Genomic DNA, 15,162 nt, shown 5'->3' with positions numbered 1-15,162 from the left:
TCGCCGCGCGCTTCAAACCGGACCTGAGGCACGGCTCGCGCAGCCGCGACCGTGCCTCACGTCGGCGACGTTAGCGTGTGCCGCGTACCCGCCGCAGCTCGTCGATCACGAGCAGGATCGCGCCGATCGTGATCGCGCTGTCGGCGAGATTGAACGCCGGCCAGTGCCAGCCGCCCACGTGGAAATCGAGGAAGTCGATCACGTGGCCGTACGCGAGCCGGTCGATCACATTGCCGAGCGCGCCGCCGAGAATCAGCGCGAGCGCCGTGCAGAACATTTTCTGCCCGCTATGCCGCTTGAGCAGATAGCAGATCACGAGCGCCGCGACCACGCCGAGCGCGGTGAATGCCCAGCGCTGCCAGCCGCCCGCCATCGCGAGGAAGCTGAACGCGGCGCCGCGGTTGAACACGAGAATCAGGTTGAAGAACGGCGTGACCTCGTGCGGCACACCGTAGGCGAACACCTTGCGCACGGCGATTTTCGTCAGCTGGTCGAACAGGATGACGATCAGCGCGATGCCGAGCCAGGGTGCGAGCGAACTGCTTCCGGTGCGCGTTTTCGACATGGTTCTCGCCATTATGCCGCGCTCCTCGATTCGCCACTGCCGAACAGGTTGCTGAAGCAGCGGCCGCACAGCGACGGATGCCCGGCGTTCGCGCCGACGTCCGCGCGATAGTGCCAGCAGCGCTCGCACTTCAGGTACTTCGACGCGATCACTTCGACGCCTTCATCGGCTTCGCTGTCGACCTTGACGACGTTCGCCGCCGACGTGATCAGCACGAACTTCAGGTCGTCGCCGAGGCTCGCGAGTGCGTCGTAACGCGCGCCGCTCGCGCGGATTTCGACTTCCGCCTGCAGCGACGAGCCGATCAGGTTCGCGACCCGCGCCTCTTCGAGCGCCTTGGTCACGTCGCCGCGCACCGCGCGCAGCAGCGTCCACTTGTCGAGCAGCGCGCCCGCGTCCGGCACGGCCGGGTACGCGTGGTACGTCTCGGTGAAGATCGTCTCGCTATTGGGCTGGAACACCTTCCACGCTTCTTCCGCGGTGAACGACAGGAACGGCGCCATCACGCGCAGCAGCCCGTGCGCGATGTGGTAGAGCGCGGTCTGCGCCGAGCGGCGGGCGACCGAATCCGCCGCGCTCGTGTAGAGGCGGTCCTTCAGCACGTCGAGGTAGAAGCCGCCCAGGTCTTCCGAGCAGAACGTCTGCAACTTGGCGACGACCGGGTGGAACTCGTACTTCTCGTAGTGCGCGAGGATGTCGTTCTGCAGATTCGCCGACAGCGTCACCGCGTAACGGTCGATTTCGAGCCAGTCTTCGACCGGACGCGCGTGCTGCGCGAAGTCGAAGTCCGACAGGTTCGCGAGCAGGAAGCGCAGCGTATTGCGGATGCGGCGATAGCCTTCCGTCACGCGCTTCAGGATTTCCTCGGAGATCGCGAGCTCGCCCGAGTAGTCGGTCGACGCGATCCACAGGCGGATGATTTCCGCGCCGAGGCGGTTTGCGACTTCATGCGGATCGATGCCGTTGCCGAGCGACTTGCTCATCTTGCGGCCTTCGCCGTCGACGGTGAAGCCGTGCGTGAGCAGCGCGTTGTAGGGCGGGCGGCCGTCGAGCATCGACGCGGTCAACAGCGACGAATGGAACCAGCCGCGATGCTGGTCCGAGCCTTCGAGGTACAGGTCGGCCGGAAACTGCAGCTCGTCCTTGTGCGAGCCGCGCAGCACGTGCCAGTGCGTGGTGCCTGAATCGAACCACACGTCGAGCGTGTCGCGGTTCTTTTCGTACAGGTTGGCGTCCTCGCCGATCAGCTCTCGCGGATCGACTGTCTGCCATGCCTCGATGCCTTCCTTCGCGACGCGCTGCGCGACCTGTTCGAGCAACTCCAGCGTGCGCGGATGCAGCTCGCCGGTTTCCTTGTGCACGAAGAAGGCCATCGGCACGCCCCACTGGCGCTGCCGCGACAGCGTCCAGTCCGGGCGGTTCGCGATCATGCTGAAGAGGCGCTGCTTGCCCCACGACGGATAGAACGCCGTGTTCTCGATGCCTTCGAGTGCGGTCTCGCGCAGCGTCCTGTCGCCGTCGTTCGGCTTCACGTCCATGCCGGCGAACCACTGCGAAGTGGCGCGGTAGATGATCGGCGTCTTGTGGCGCCAGCAGTGCATGTAGCTGTGCGTGTACTTCTCGGTGCGCAGCAGCGAGCCGGCGCCTTGCAGCGCCTCGACGATCTGCGGATTGGCAGCCCAGATCGACAGGCCGCCGAACAGCGCGAGCGATTCGATGTAGCGGCCGTCGCCCATCACCGGGTTGATGATGTCCGAGTCGGCCATGCCGTGCGCCTTGCACGACACGAAGTCTTCCACGCCGTACGCCGGTGACGAGTGCACGATGCCGGTGCCGGTTTCGGTCGTCACGTAGTCGCCGAGGTAGACCGGCGCGGTGCGCTTGTAGCCCGGATGCGCGGACGCGAGCGGGTGGTTGAAGCGCAGGTTCACGAGCTTTTCGCCCGGCGTCGTCGCGACGACCGTGCCTTCGAGGCCGTACAGCTTCAGGCACGCCTCGACGCGTTCCTCAGCGAGGATCAGCAGGCCGCGCGGCGTGTCGACGAGCGCGTAGACGAGTTCCGGATGCAGGTTCAGCGCCTGGTTGGCGGGGATGGTCCACGGCGTAGTGGTCCAGATCACAATGCCGCCTTCGTTGCGCGGCAGCGCGGCGAGGCCGAACGCCTGCGCGGTCTTCTCTGGTTCGGCGAAGCTGAACAGCACGTCGATGGTCGGATCGGTCTTGTCCTTGTACTCGACTTCCGCTTCGGCGAGCGCCGAGCCGCAGTCGAAACACCAGTTGACCGGCTTCAGGCCGCGGAATACGTAGCCTTTTTCCATGATTTTCGCGAGCGCGCGGATTTCGCCGGCTTCATTCGCGAAGTTCATCGTCTTGTACGGATTGTCCCAGTCGCCGAGCACGCCCAGACGGCGGAAGCCGGCCTTCTGCTTCTCGATCTGCTCGGTCGCGTAGGCGCGCGCCTTCTGCATCACTTCGGCCGCCGGCAGCGACTTGCCGAACTGCTTTTCGATCTGGATTTCGATCGGCATGCCGTGACAGTCCCAGCCCGGCACGTAGACCGCGTCGAAGCCCGCCAGATTGCGCGCCTTGACGATCATGTCCTTCAGGATTTTGTTCACCGCGTGACCGAGGTGGATGTCGCCGTTCGCATACGGCGGGCCGTCGTGCAGGATGAACTTCGTGCGGCCCCTGGAGGCGGCGCGGATCTTGTCGTACACCTTGCGTTCCTGCCAGTCCTTGACCCATTGCGGCTCGCGCTTGGGCAGGTCGCCGCGCATCGGGAACGGTGTGTCGAGCAGGTTGACCGGGTAGCGGGACTGCGGTTTCGAATCAGCTTTCTTGTTGCTCATGATGTGGGTGGCGGTGAATTCGTTTCTATGCGTAGCGGCGCGCGGATTGCACGCTGCGCGAGGAGCGTGGGACGCGCCCGGCAGGCGGCTCCGCGTGAAGCACGGACGCCCTTCGATGCGCGCGGCGACGGTTCGTGCGGCGCGGCGCGCCGGCCCGAACCGCGGTGGTTATCTAATTCGGTCGGTGGCCGAGGTGGCGAAACCGGTGGAACGGCTGCCCGGCGTGCCGGCGCCGACCGCAGCGAACCATGCGCGCGCATTGGCGACGTCGCGCGCGATCGCGGCGGTCAGCGTTTCGAGATCGACGAACTTCTCCTCGTCGCGCAGCTTCTTCAGAAATTCGACGCGCACGAGTTTGCCATACGCGTCGCCGTGCCAATCGAGCAGGTGCACTTCGAGCAGCACACGGCCGGAATCGTCGACGGTGGGGCGCAGGCCGAGGCTCGCGACGCCCGGCAGCGGTTGCTCGGCGATGCCGTGCACCTGTACGACGAAGATGCCGGCCAGTGCCGGACGCTTGTGCGCGATCGGCAGATTGAGCGTCGGAAAGCCGAGATCGCGGCCGAGCTTCATGCCATGGGTGACGTGGCCGCTGATCAGATAGTCGCGGCCGAGCGCTGCGCGCGCCGAGTCGAGGTCGCCCGCGACCAGCGCCGCGCGCACGCCCGAGCTCGAGATGCGCGCGCCTGACGGATCGGCGACCGTCGCCATCTGTTCGACTTCGAAACCGTACTGCTTGCCGGCCGTGCGCAGCGACGCGAAATCGCCGGCGCGCTTCGCGCCGTAGCGGAAGTCGTCGCCGATCATGATCCAGCGCGCGTGCAAGCCGTTGACGATGATCCGCTCGACGAACGCATCTGGCGACTGGCTCGCGAACGTGTGATTGAAGTGCTCGACGACGACCCGGTCGACCCCGTTGGTGCGCAGCGCCTCGAGCTTGTCGCGCAGCATCGCGATGCGCGGCGGCGCGCCGGCCGGGTTGAAGAACTCGCGCGGGTGCGGCTCGAAGGTCATCACGCAGACGGGCAGGCCACGCGCGTTCGCGGCCGCGCGCACGTGGGCGAGCAGAGCCTGGTGGCCGCGGTGGACACCGTCGAAGTTGCCGATGGTCAGCGCGCACGGCGCGCGGCTCTCGGCATTGGGAAGGCCGCGGAAGACTCTCACGATAGTGGGTTGCAGGCGTTGCTGCGATTGCAATAGGGGCGCGGGCGGGGTGCCACAAAACAATCGATTATAAACGCTTGGCGCAACAGACGGCTGCGCGGTCGCGGTCCGGCGATTGCCGAATGATAAAATCCGCGCATGAAAAAACTCGTCATCCTGATTTCCGGGCGGGGTAGCAACATGGAAGCCATCGTGCGCGCCTGCGCGAGCGAGGGCTGGCCGGCGCGGGTCGCCGCCGTGATTGCTAACCGTCCCGATGCCGCGGGGCTCGCGTTCGCGGCGTCGCATGGCATCGCCACGGCGGTGGTCGACCACCGCCAGTTTCCGGATCGCGACAGCTTTGACGCGGCACTCGCCGAGCAGATCGACGCCATCGCGCCGGACCTCGTCGTGCTCGCGGGCTTCATGCGCGTGCTGACCGAGCGCTTCGTCGACCACTACGCAGCGCGCATGCTGAACGTGCACCCGTCATTGCTGCCGAGCTTTCCGGGTCTGAAGACCCATCAGCAGGCGCTCGACGCCGGCGTGCGGTTCCACGGCGCGTCGGTGCATTTTGTCACATCAAAGCTGGATCACGGGCCGATCGTCTTGCAGTCGGCGGTGCCTGTCGAGGCGGGCGATACCGCGCAGACGCTCGCCGCACGCGTGCTCGCCACCGAGCACATCATTTATCCACGCGCGGTGCGCTGGTTCGTCGAAGGGCGTCTCGCTCTGGACGGCTCGCGCGTCACGCTTACGCCGTCGGAGCCGCAATGGCTCTTTGCCGGTCACACCGCCGGAGAGGGCGCATGAGATTGCATGGTTTCCTGATTGGACAAACTGAAACGCTGCTGGCCGAAGTGCTGCGGCTGAACGGCCCCGCCGACGCCACCACGAGCCGCTTCTTCCGCGCGCATCCGAAGCTCGGGCACGCCGAGCGCGGCGTGATCGCCGAGGCGGTGTTCGCCGTGCTGCGCCGCCGGATGGAGTTCGCGCATCTGGCCGAAAGCGGCACTGGCAGCCCCGCGCGCCGCATGGCGCTGCTGGGCCTGATGCAGACGGCCGGACGCTCGGCGCTCAAGCCGTTCGTCACCGAGGCCGAGGCGACCTGGCTCGAACACGTGGCGAAGATCGACCCGGAAAGCCTGCCGCTGCGGATTCGCCTGAACCTGCCCGACTGGATCAGCCAGGCGCTCAGCTCGCGCTTCGAGGCCGCCGAGCTCGCGCAGCTGGCCGCCGCGCTGAACTACCCGGCGCCGCTCGATCTGCGCGCGAACCCGATCAAGGCGAGCCGCGACGACGTGCTGGGTGCGCTGTCGAAGGCGGGCATCGAGGCGGGCGCGACGCCATTCGCGCCGCTCGGGGTGCGCGTGGTCGGCAAGCCGGCGCTCACCAAGCTCGACGCGTTCCAGCAGGGCTGGCTCGAAGTGCAGGACGAGGGCAGCCAGCTGCTGTGCTCGCTGGTCGCACCTCGGCGCGGCGAGATGATCGTCGATTTCTGTGCGGGCGCGGGCGGCAAGACGCTGGCGCTCGGCGCGGCAATGCGTTCGACCGGCCGGCTCTACGCGTTCGATATCTCCGAGCGGCGTCTCGCGAAGCTGAAGCCGCGTCTCGCGCGCAGCGGCCTGTCGAACGTGAACCCGGTGCTGATCGACAGCGAACACGACGCGAAGATCAAGCGTCTGGCTGGCAAGATCGACCGCGTGCTCGTCGATGCACCGTGCAGCGGCCTCGGCACGCTGCGCCGCAACCCGGATCTGAAGTGGCGCCAGTCGCCGGAGTCGATCGCCGAGCTGGCGCCGAAGCAGGCGTCGATTCTCACGAGCGCGGCGCGTCTCGTGAAGAAGGGCGGCCGGCTCGTCTATGCTACGTGCTCGATTCTCGAAGCCGAAAACGAGGCGGTCGTGCAGCAGTTCCTCGCCGATCACCCTGATTTCGCGCTGGTGCCGGCGCGCGACGTCCTTGCCGAGCAGCGTATCGAGCTGGAGATGGGCGACTACCTGTCGCTGTGGCCGCACCGCCACGCGACCGACGGCTTTTTCGCCGCCGTGCTCGAGCGCCAGAGCTAGGCAACCGGCTGCAGGCCGGCGCGCGGATTGGCGGATGAATCCGCGCGCGCCGGCCATTCCGGCGACATCGATGCCGGCGCGGCACTGGTGTGGCTCGCGCGGGCGATCGCCGGCCAGTTCATGGACACCGCGCTGCTCGATCTGGCGCTGGTGCCGCTCGCCGGCATTGGGCTGATCTACATCGTGTTCTTCTTCGGCGGGTGTTCAACCGCGAAGGTGGCGAGCATCCGTGGCTGTTTCTCGTCGAGAAGATCGTGTCGGTAGTCGTTTGGATCGGCATGGTACTCACGCTGTTGGGCATTCAGAACGCCGTGATCGCGTGGATGGACAGCGTGAGTTTTGGCGTCGGTAATGCGCATATGACGCTGCTGTCGCTGATCACGGGGCTGTTGTGGGTCGCCGTCACGTTGATCGTCGCGATGTGGCTCGGCTCGTCGGTCGAAGATCGCCTGATGCGCTCGAAGACGCTCGACGCGAATCTGAAGGTCGTGGTCGCGCGCGTCGGCCGAGCAGCCTTCGTGCTGGCGGGGCCGGGACGGCATTAATCTTCGAGTTGGGTTTCCGGATCGAAGATGCGGCGAGCGGCACGCGTGGCGTGCTCTCGACCGTCAACTGCAATATCTGGCGTCTCTTTTCCGAGCACGGCATCACTATTGCGCTCCCGCAACGCGAGGTGCGCATCGTCGGTCAGGCAAGCGGCGCAATGCCGCACCCGGTGGCGACGACTGATCCGGTTTCCGACACCACGTCCGATCCCGCGCTCAGGCCCGCCAACCGTGCCGCCAACGACGGCCGTCAAGCCCCATTTCGCGCCGCGGCAAGGCATGCGCCAGTGCCCAGGCAGTCGCTATCGACTTGATTGCGCACAAAAAATCCCTATTTGTTACAAACACTTGGAACCCTTCAAGTAGAATATCGTCCTATCCCGCTGTATGCTTTCACTTTCATGACACGCGCGCCGCGTGTGCTTCGTATCTCTCGTTCTGCAGGTAACTTACCTTGTTGAATTCTTTGCTCGATTTCCTTGCCCACGGGCTGCTGCGTTTCTCGTGGTGGCAACTCGTCGTGTACACGCTGATCGTGACGCACATCACGATTATCGGTGTGACCGTCTATCTGCATCGCTGCCAGGCGCATCGCGCGCTGGATCTGCACCCGATCGCCAGTCATTTTTTCCGCTTCTGGCTGTGGATGACCACCGGCATGCTGACCGGCCAGTGGGCCGCGATTCACCGCAAGCACCACGCGAAATGCGAGACTGAAGAGGATCCGCACAGCCCGCAGACGCGCGGCATCTGGAAGGTGCTGCTCGAAGGCGCCGAGCTCTATCGCACCGAAGCGAAAAACGAAGAAACGATGCGCAAGTTCAGTCACGGTACGCCGAACGACTGGATGGAGCGCAACGTCTACACGAAGTACCCGATTCTTGGCGTGAGCCTCATGATGGTGATCAACGTCGCGCTGTTCGGCGTCGTCGGCCTGACCATCTGGGCCGTGCAGATGGTGTGGATCCCTTTCTGGGCCGCGGGCGTGGTCAACGGCCTCGCGCACTTCTGGGGCTATCGCAACTTCAATTCGTCGGATGCGAGCACCAACATTTTCCCGTGGGGCATCATCATCGGTGGCGAAGAGCTGCATAACAATCACCACACGTATGCGACGTCGGCGAAGCTGTCGAACAAGTGGTACGAGTTCGACATTGGCTGGATGTACATCCGCATCATGCAGGCGTTTCGTCTGGCCAAGGTGAAGAAGGTCGCGCCGACGCCGCGCCTGACCACTGGCAAGCTCGTGCTCGATCAGGACACGCTGCAGGCCGTGCTCGCGAACCGCTACGAAGTGATGGCGCGTTACGCGAAAGCGATCAAGCGCGCATACCGCCAGGAGCTCGCGCATCTGAAGGAAGTTGGCGCGCGCGAAAAGTATCAGGTGATGCGTGGTGCGCGTAGCTGGTTCCACAAGGAGGAGGCGGGCCTGAACGAGCCGCAGAAGCTCCAGCTGCCGCAGATTTTCGCGAACAGCCAGAAGCTGAAGACCTACATCGACATGCGCAACGAACTGGCGGCAATGTGGGAGCGCTCCAACGCGTCGCGCGAGCAATTGCTGGTGCAATTGCAGGACTGGTGCCATCGCGCAGAGCAGAGCGGTATCAAGGCGCTGCAAGACTTCGCGATGCGACTGCGTCGCTATGCCTGAAATCCATTAAAATTTCAGGACGTCACAAAACCCCGCGTTGGCGGGGTTTTGCGTTTTTGGGCCGTGGAAAAGCATCGCGTGTGTAGCGCGAGCGGCAAGCCGCGGCGGCCAGGTGAGGGCAGAGGACATGATGGAGCAGCAGGCGATCAGGACCGTCGAATTCGATCGGCCTCAGGCGCAGGGCACGACCTGCGGGATCGGGCAGGCGTGGGCGAAGGTGCCCGAGACGCCGTCGGCGGAAGAAAAGCGGGCGCTGAAGGCGCGCATTCGCGAATTACTCAAGCGCGAGAAAGCGGTGCTGGTCGCGCATTATTATGTCGACGCCGAATTGCAGGAACTCGCCGACGAAACCGGCGGTTGCGTGGCCGATTCGCTGGAAATGGCGCGCTTCGGCCGCGATCACGAGGCGCAGACGCTGGTGGTCGCGGGCGTGCGCTTCATGGGCGAGACCGCAAAAATCCTCAGTCCGGACAAGCGCATTCTGATGCCGGATCTGGATGCGACCTGTTCGCTCGACCTCGGTTGTCCGGTCGACGAGTTCTCGGCGTTCTGCGACGCACACCCGGACCGCACGGTGGTCGTGTACGCGAACACGAGCGCGGCCGTGAAGGCGCGCGCGGACTGGATGGTGACGTCGTCGATCGGGTTGGAGATCATCGCCGATCTGCATGCGCGCGGCGAGAAGATCATCTGGGCGCCGGACCGTCATCTCGGCAGCTACATCCAGGGCAAGACCGGCGCGGACATGCTGATGTGGCAGGGCTCGTGCCTCGTGCACGACGAATTCAAGGGCATCGAACTCGATCTGCTGCGCGCCGACTATCCGCACGCGAAGGTGCTCGTGCATCCGGAGTCGCCGGCTAACGTGGTCGCACAGGCGGACGTGGTCGGCTCGACCACGCAGTTGATCGACGCCGCGCAGAAGCTCGATGCGACGCACTTCATCGTCGCGACCGACCTCGGCATCCTGCACAAGATGCAACTCGCCGCGCCCGGCAAAACGCTGATTGCCGCGCCGACGGCCGGCAACAGCGCGACCTGCAAGAGCTGCGCGCATTGCCCGTGGATGGCGATGAACGGACTCGCCAATCTGGCCGATGTGCTCGAGCGCGGCCACAACGAAATCTTCGTCGAGCGTGGGATCGGCGAGCGTGCGCGTCTACCGATCGATCGCATGCTCGATTTCGCGGCGCGTCACAAGAAGCGCGTGCAGGCGAGCGGCGATCTCGCGCGCGACGCGCAACTGTATTCGAATGTGGGGGCAGCGTAATGAAGGTGGTGGAGAGGGCGCCTGAGCAGGTAGTGGAGCGCGAAGGGGCCGACGCAGTGTCGCCGCTTTTCGCGGCGATTCACGCGCAATATGGCGTGGCGTTCGACGCGGCGCTCGCACGCAATGTCGCCGATGCACTCGCCGAAGATATCGGCACCGGCGATCAGACCGGCCGCCTCGTGCCTGCCGATGACGTTCGCGACGCGCGCATCATCGTGCGCGAGGAAGCGGTACTGTGCGGCGTGCCGTGGTTCGACGCGGTGATGCGCGCGGTCGATCCTCGCATCGTAGTTCAATGGCGTTATCGCGAGGGCGACCGCATGAGCGCCGACACGACGGTCTGCGATCTTCGCGGGCCGGTGCGCGCGCTGCTGACCGCCGAGCGCAACGCGATGAATTTCCTGCAGCTGCTGTCGGGCGTGGCGAGCGCGACGCGCCGCTATGTCGACGCGATTGCTCACACGCACGCGCGCGTTCTCGATACGCGCAAGACGCTCCCGGGCTTGCGGCTCGCGCAGAAGTACGCGGTGCGCATCGGCGGCGGTGCGAACCAGCGGCTCGCGCTGTACGACGGCATTCTGATCAAGGAAAACCATATCGCCGCGGCCGGCGGCGTGGGCGCGGCGATGGACGCGGCGCTCGCGTTGAATGCGGGCGTGCCGATCCAGATCGAAGTCGAAACGCTCGAACAACTGGAAACTGCGCTCGCGCATGGCGCGCAGTCGATCCTGCTCGACAACTTCTCGTTCGACATGATGCGCGACGCGGTTCGCATCACGGCCGGGCGCGCGGTGCTCGAAGTGTCCGGCGGCGTGAATTTCGAGACCGTGCGCACGATCGCGGAGACTGGCGTGGACCGCGTGTCGATTGGCGCACTGACCAAAGACGTGCGCGCGACCGACTACTCGATGCGGATCGTTTGAGCGCCGCGCGTTTTAGCGCGACAGTCGACGCTCGTGACGACTTAACAAGGCCATTGCCGGAGCTTACCGGCAATGGCCTTGTCGTTTGTGGCGTCGTTTCAGCGTGTATTTCGGCCCAAGGCTGTCAGGGATTCGGCCTGCGTACATACTTCGGCGTGAGCACCGTCGGTAGCGCCTTGGGTAATGTGGACGGCCAGTCGCGGCTGAAATGCAGGCCGCGGCTTTCGCGCCGCGAGCGCGCGCTGTCCACGATCAGCGACGCCACATCGACCAGATTGCGCAGTTCCAGCAGATCGCGGCTCACCTTGAAGTTCGCGTAGTACTCGTGGATCTCGTCGCGCAGCAACGCGAGCCGATGCTTCGCGCGCTCGAGCCGCTTGTCGGTGCGCACGATACCGACGTAGTTCCACATCAGCCGGCGCAGTTCGTCCCAGTTGTGCGCGACCACGACCTCCTCGTCCGGATCGGACACGCGGCTTTCGTCCCAGGCCGGCAGCGGCGCGTGAACGGCGGCAGCGAAGCCTTCCGCTTCGATCGCCTTGGCGGCGGAGCGGCCGATCACGAGGCATTCGAGCAGCGAATTGCTGGCAAGTCGGTTCGCGCCGTGCAGGCCGGTGCAGGACGTTTCGCCGACCGCGTAGAGACCCGCGAGATCGGTGCGGCCCGCCAGATCGGTGACGACGCCGCCGCACGTGTAATGCGCGGCCGGTACCACTGGAATCGGCTCCTTCGTGATGTCGATGCCGAACTCGAGGCAGCGCGCCAGGATCGTCGGGAAATGCTCGTGCAGGAACGCGGCCGGCTGGTGGCTGATGTCGAGGTACACGCAATCGATGCCGCGTTTCTTGATCTCGAAGTCGATCGCCCGCGCGACGATGTCGCGCGGCGCAAGCTCCGCGCGCTCGTCGTGATTGGGCATGAAGCGCGTGCCATCCGGCAGTTTCAGAATGCCGCCTTCGCCGCGCACTGCTTCCGAAATCAGGAACGACTTCGCGTACGGGTGAAACAGGCACGTCGGGTGGAACTGGATGAATTCCATGTTCGACACGCGGCAGCCGGCGCGCCATGCCATCGCGATGCCGTCGCCGGTCGCGGTGTCGGGGTTGGTCGTGTACAGGTAGACCTTGCCGGCGCCGCCGGTCGCGAGCACCGTATGCGGCGCTTCGATCGTAACGGTGCGGCCGCTTTGCAGATCGAGCGCATACAGACCATGGCAGCGGCGGCCGGGCAGGCCGAGGCGTTCGGACGTGATCAGGTCGATTGCGTGATGGTCTTCGAACAGCGTGATGTTCGGATGCTGGCGCACCTGCTCGCTGAGCGTGGCGACGACCGCATGGCCGGTCGCGTCGGCCGCGTGAATGATCCGGCGATGGCTATGGCCGCCTTCGCGCGTCAAATGAAAGCCCAGTTCGGCGGCCTCGTCTTTCGTGAACGGCACGCCCTGTCCGATCAGCCATTCGATCGCGGCGCGCCCATGCTCGACGATAAAGCGTGTCGCCGCCTCGTCGCACAGGCCGCCGCCTGCGGTCAGCGTATCGCGCACGTGATTCTCGACGCTGTCCGCCGAATCGAGCACCGCGGCGATGCCGCCTTGCGCCCAGTCGCTCGCGCCTTCGGTCAGCGATCGCTTGGCGATCACAGCAACGCGCCGTGTCTGCGCGAGATTGAGCGCGACGCTCAAACCAGCCAGACCGCTACCGACAATCGCCACATCGAATTCCATTGCCCACATCTCCGTCTTTCGTTTTGCGATGACGGCGCGCGAACCGCACGCCGCGAAAACGACAAAGGATACGCGCCGCATCGCCCTGGCGAAAGCTGGCCAAACGGAATAGGACGATTCGCGCGCGCCTTGCGGAGCTATCGCGAGGTCCGCGCAAAAACAAAAAAGCCTCGCACGAATGCGAGGCTTTTCATGTTTTTGCCTTCGTCAGGCTGGAGAGCCAAGATTACTTGATCTTGGTTTCCTTGTAGTCAACGTGCTTGCGGATGACCGGATCAAATTTCTTGATCAGCATCTTTTCCGGCATGTTGCGTTTGTTCTTCGTGGTCGTGTAGAAGTGACCCGTGCCTGCGGTCGATTCCAGCTTGATCTTGTCGCGTGCGCCTTTCGCCATGATTTACTCCTTAGGCTTCACCGCGTGCGCGCAAATCTGCGAGCACAGCGTCGATACCGTTCTTGTCGATCAGGCGCAGGCCGGCGTTCGAAACGCGCAGACGCACCCAACGGTTTTCGCTTTCCACCCAGATACGGCGGTTTTGCAGGTTCGGCAGGAACCGGCGCTTGGTCTTGTTGTTCGCGTGGGAAACGTTGTTGCCGCTCATCGGCGCTTTCCCAGTTACTTGGCATACGCGTGCCATGAGAGCACTCCTAATACGCTAATTCTGAGTTCGAACGCCGTGAAAGTTTCCCGAAAAGAGCCGCGCTGAAAGTGTGCGAAGTTGCGCCGAATTTGCATCGAGACACTTCGCTACCACAGCTGCCTGACCTTTGCGGAACGCCTTGATGGCTTCGGAACAGGGGGTTGGAAATAGGCAAACCGGAATTCTAGCAGAAAAAAAGCCGCAAAATCAAACCTTATTTGCGATGCGGGACGCTGCGCCGTACGGCGGCCATTCCGCTTCCTGCGCTCGAGCGGGCTTGCGCGCGAGCCCCGGCCAGCCGGCGCGGGCGAACGAATATACGGTGTCCGCGCCGATCACCAGATGATCGATCAACTGCACATCGACGAGCGCGAGCGCGTCGCGCAGGGTCTGCGTGAGGCGGCAGTCGCTGGCACTCGGCTCGACGGCGCCGGACGGATGATTATGCGCGACGATCAGGCTGGCCGCGTTCGCGGCGAGCGCCCGCCGCACGATCTCGCGCGGATACACGGCCATGCGCGTGAGCGAGCCGCGCGCGCTTTCCTCGCAGCGGATCAGCCGATGCCGGGCGTCGAGAAACAGCGACACGAACACCTCCTGCGGCTGTCCGCCGATCAGAAGGCGCAGATAACTTTCGACCGCTTCGGGCGAATTCATTAGCGGGCGCTTGCGCATCTTGTCGACCAGCGAGCGACGCGCCATTTCCATGATCGCGAGTAATTGCGCTTTTTTCGCGGGGCCGATGCCGCGAATGCCGTCGAAGTCCGCATAGGTCGCGTCGAGCATCGCGCGCAGGGAGCCGAAGCGATCCAGCAGCGCCCGCGCGACGCTGAACACGTCGTGACCGGGCAGGCCGGAGCCGAGCACGAGCGCGATCATTTCGGTGTCCGACAGCACGTCGGGGCCCTGCTCGATCAGTCGCTCGCGCGGCATGTCGCGCCGGAGCCATTTACCCCGAAATAGTTGCCGCCGGCAGCGGGCGGTGGAGTCGGCGGCTTTTGACGGGGCCTCGGCCGACCGATTTGCGGCGGCTTTCACGCCGCCTCCGGCGCGTGCCAGCGCCTTCGGTCGCAGCGTTGCCGCAGGTGTTTCGTCGATTGTGCTGGCGAAATCAGCCATATATATAGAGTCCTCCGCGTAAGGTTGACGGCGCACGCGGCGCAATGCGCCGCCGGGCCGTGCCGCCCCCGCGCGCGACGGACTCAAGCCGGCGCCCGCTAGGTGGCTTACAATAGACACTTTGCGCACGGCACGCCGACGGTTTGCCACACGCGTCGACTGCCCCGCGGCGCACGCGTGCAGCGCTTCGACTGAGCGAGCATTGCATGAGCATCATCGATATTTCCGAGGTGAAACCCGGTTCACACGTCACGCTGCATTACCGGCTTTCCCTTGCCGATGGCGCCGAAGTGATCAACACGTTCAACGACAAGCCGGCCACGCTGCTGCTCGGCGCCGGTCAACTGGCGCCGCCGCTGGAAGATATTTTGCTGGGTTTGAAGGTGGGCCGCCATTCGACCTTTCAGCTAGCGCCGGGCGAGGCGTTCGGCCCGCGCAATCCGGATCTGATCCAGCGCGTGTCCCTCGCCACGCTGCGGGAGAACAGCATGATCGGCGAGGATTTTTCCCCGGGTGACCTGGTCGAATTCAACGCGCCGGGCGGCGGGCGCTATGCCGGCGTACTGAAGGAAGTTGGCGAAACGTCGGCCCTATTCGATTTCAATCACCCGCTTGCCGGCCAGGCGCTGGCGTTTGAAGTGAAAATCATCGGGATTCTGTAAAC

At 64.8% G+C, this 15,162-nt stretch carries 13 protein-coding genes and 1 pseudogene; 7 read left to right on the top strand and 7 right to left on the bottom strand.

All coding sequences use genetic code 11. The features are described 5' to 3' along the window. Positions 1–70 precede the first annotated feature (70 nt). The 3 genes from lspA to OKW40_RS12775 form a co-directional block, all read right to left on the bottom strand. The gene (lspA, locus tag OKW40_RS12785) at positions 71–577 is read right to left on the bottom strand and encodes a signal peptidase II (protein WP_090801573.1); all 507 of its coding nucleotides are present in this window, start codon (positions 575–577) and stop codon (positions 71–73) included. Then, positions 577–3,414 (bottom strand): isoleucine--tRNA ligase, encoded by a 2,838-nt coding sequence (gene ileS, locus OKW40_RS12780; RefSeq protein WP_429490034.1) that lies wholly within the window; start codon positions 3,412–3,414, stop codon positions 577–579. Before ileS ends, lspA begins: the two co-directional genes overlap by 1 nt. 168 nt (positions 3,415–3,582) lie before the next feature. Continuing rightward, the gene (locus OKW40_RS12775) at positions 3,583–4,578 is read right to left on the bottom strand and encodes a bifunctional riboflavin kinase/FAD synthetase (RefSeq protein WP_184051586.1); all 996 of its coding nucleotides are present in this window, start codon (positions 4,576–4,578) and stop codon (positions 3,583–3,585) included. Positions 4,579–4,716: 138 nt separating this feature from the next. Here OKW40_RS12775 and purN point away from each other — a divergent pair, with 138 nt between their 5' ends. The 6 genes and pseudogenes from purN (at position 4,717) to nadC (ending at position 11,015) form a co-directional block, all read left to right on the top strand. Next, a complete protein-coding gene (purN, locus tag OKW40_RS12770; RefSeq protein ID WP_090801571.1) occupies positions 4,717–5,370 on the top strand; it encodes a phosphoribosylglycinamide formyltransferase in 654 nt (217 codons plus the stop codon). Next, the gene (locus OKW40_RS12765; RefSeq protein ID WP_184058175.1) at positions 5,367–6,626 is read left to right on the top strand and encodes an RsmB/NOP family class I SAM-dependent RNA methyltransferase; all 1,260 of its coding nucleotides are present in this window, start codon (positions 5,367–5,369) and stop codon (positions 6,624–6,626) included. Before purN ends, OKW40_RS12765 begins: the two co-directional genes overlap by 4 nt. Before the next feature lie 75 nt (positions 6,627–6,701). Next, positions 6,702–7,401 (top strand): annotated as a pseudogene (locus OKW40_RS12760) (hypothetical protein); the annotation flags it as partial. 224 nt (positions 7,402–7,625) lie between these two features. After that, positions 7,626–8,822 (top strand): DesA family fatty acid desaturase, encoded by a 1,197-nt coding sequence (locus OKW40_RS12755; RefSeq protein ID WP_090801568.1) that lies wholly within the window; start codon positions 7,626–7,628, stop codon positions 8,820–8,822. A gap of 130 nt (positions 8,823–8,952) precedes the next feature. Further along, complete coding sequence (gene nadA / locus OKW40_RS12750; protein ID WP_429491965.1) at positions 8,953–10,092, top strand: quinolinate synthase NadA; 1,140 nt, start codon at positions 8,953–8,955, stop codon at positions 10,090–10,092. Continuing rightward, the gene (gene nadC, locus OKW40_RS12745; RefSeq protein WP_429490032.1) at positions 10,092–11,015 is read left to right on the top strand and encodes a carboxylating nicotinate-nucleotide diphosphorylase; all 924 of its coding nucleotides are present in this window, start codon (positions 10,092–10,094) and stop codon (positions 11,013–11,015) included. Before nadA ends, nadC begins: the two co-directional genes overlap by 1 nt. 124 nt (positions 11,016–11,139) lie before the next feature. On the opposite strand, the gene nadB is transcribed toward nadC, so the two are convergent. The 4 genes from nadB to radC all read right to left on the bottom strand — a co-directional run bounded on the left by nadB (position 11,140) and on the right by radC (position 14,498). Continuing rightward, positions 11,140–12,738: an L-aspartate oxidase gene (gene nadB, locus OKW40_RS12740; RefSeq protein ID WP_184058169.1), complete on the bottom strand. Its 1,599-nt coding sequence runs from the start codon at positions 12,736–12,738 to the stop codon at positions 11,140–11,142. Between the two features lie 226 nt (positions 12,739–12,964). Continuing rightward, the gene (rpmG, locus tag OKW40_RS12735) at positions 12,965–13,132 is read right to left on the bottom strand and encodes a 50S ribosomal protein L33 (protein ID WP_008919555.1); all 168 of its coding nucleotides are present in this window, start codon (positions 13,130–13,132) and stop codon (positions 12,965–12,967) included. Between the two features lie 10 nt (positions 13,133–13,142). Beyond that, positions 13,143–13,376 (bottom strand): 50S ribosomal protein L28, encoded by a 234-nt coding sequence (rpmB, locus tag OKW40_RS12730; RefSeq protein ID WP_007180631.1) that lies wholly within the window; start codon positions 13,374–13,376, stop codon positions 13,143–13,145. Positions 13,377–13,586: 210 nt separating this feature from the next. Continuing rightward, positions 13,587–14,498 carry a RadC family protein gene (gene radC, locus OKW40_RS12725; RefSeq protein ID WP_429490030.1) on the bottom strand — a complete coding sequence of 304 codons (912 nt, stop codon included), beginning with the start codon at positions 14,496–14,498 and terminating at the stop codon, positions 13,587–13,589. A gap of 206 nt (positions 14,499–14,704) precedes the next feature. Here radC and OKW40_RS12720 point away from each other — a divergent pair, with 206 nt between their 5' ends. Further along, the gene (locus OKW40_RS12720) at positions 14,705–15,160 is read left to right on the top strand and encodes an FKBP-type peptidyl-prolyl cis-trans isomerase (RefSeq protein ID WP_429490028.1); all 456 of its coding nucleotides are present in this window, start codon (positions 14,705–14,707) and stop codon (positions 15,158–15,160) included. The last annotated feature ends 2 nt before the right edge of the window (positions 15,161–15,162 follow it).

The sequence above is a fragment of the Paraburkholderia sp. RAU6.4a genome (genome assembly GCF_050435625.1).
In the GTDB taxonomy this organism is placed as follows: domain Bacteria; phylum Pseudomonadota; class Gammaproteobacteria; order Burkholderiales; family Burkholderiaceae; genus Paraburkholderia; species Paraburkholderia tuberum.
This window is presented reverse-complemented; position numbering and strand designations above follow the sequence as displayed.

Coding starts and splice junctions, on each gene's coding strand:
- lspA (WP_090801573.1), bottom strand. CDS start 577: ATGGCGAGAACCATGTCGAAAACGCGCACCGGAAGCAGTTCGCTCGCA.
- ileS (WP_429490034.1), bottom strand. CDS start 3,414: ATGAGCAACAAGAAAGCTGATTCGAAACCGCAGTCCCGCTACCCGGTC.
- purN (WP_090801571.1), top strand. CDS start 4,717: ATGAAAAAACTCGTCATCCTGATTTCCGGGCGGGGTAGCAACATGGAA.
- OKW40_RS12765 (WP_184058175.1), top strand. CDS start 5,367: ATGAGATTGCATGGTTTCCTGATTGGACAAACTGAAACGCTGCTGGCC.
- nadA (WP_429491965.1), top strand. CDS start 8,953: ATGGAGCAGCAGGCGATCAGGACCGTCGAATTCGATCGGCCTCAGGCG.
- nadC (WP_429490032.1), top strand. CDS start 10,092: ATGAAGGTGGTGGAGAGGGCGCCTGAGCAGGTAGTGGAGCGCGAAGGG.
- nadB (WP_184058169.1), bottom strand. CDS start 12,738: ATGGAATTCGATGTGGCGATTGTCGGTAGCGGTCTGGCTGGTTTGAGC.
- rpmG (WP_008919555.1), bottom strand. CDS start 13,132: ATGGCGAAAGGCGCACGCGACAAGATCAAGCTGGAATCGACCGCAGGC.
- rpmB (WP_007180631.1), bottom strand. CDS start 13,376: ATGGCACGCGTATGCCAAGTAACTGGGAAAGCGCCGATGAGCGGCAAC.
- radC (WP_429490030.1), bottom strand. CDS start 14,498: ATGGCTGATTTCGCCAGCACAATCGACGAAACACCTGCGGCAACGCTG.
- OKW40_RS12720 (WP_429490028.1), top strand. CDS start 14,705: ATGAGCATCATCGATATTTCCGAGGTGAAACCCGGTTCACACGTCACG.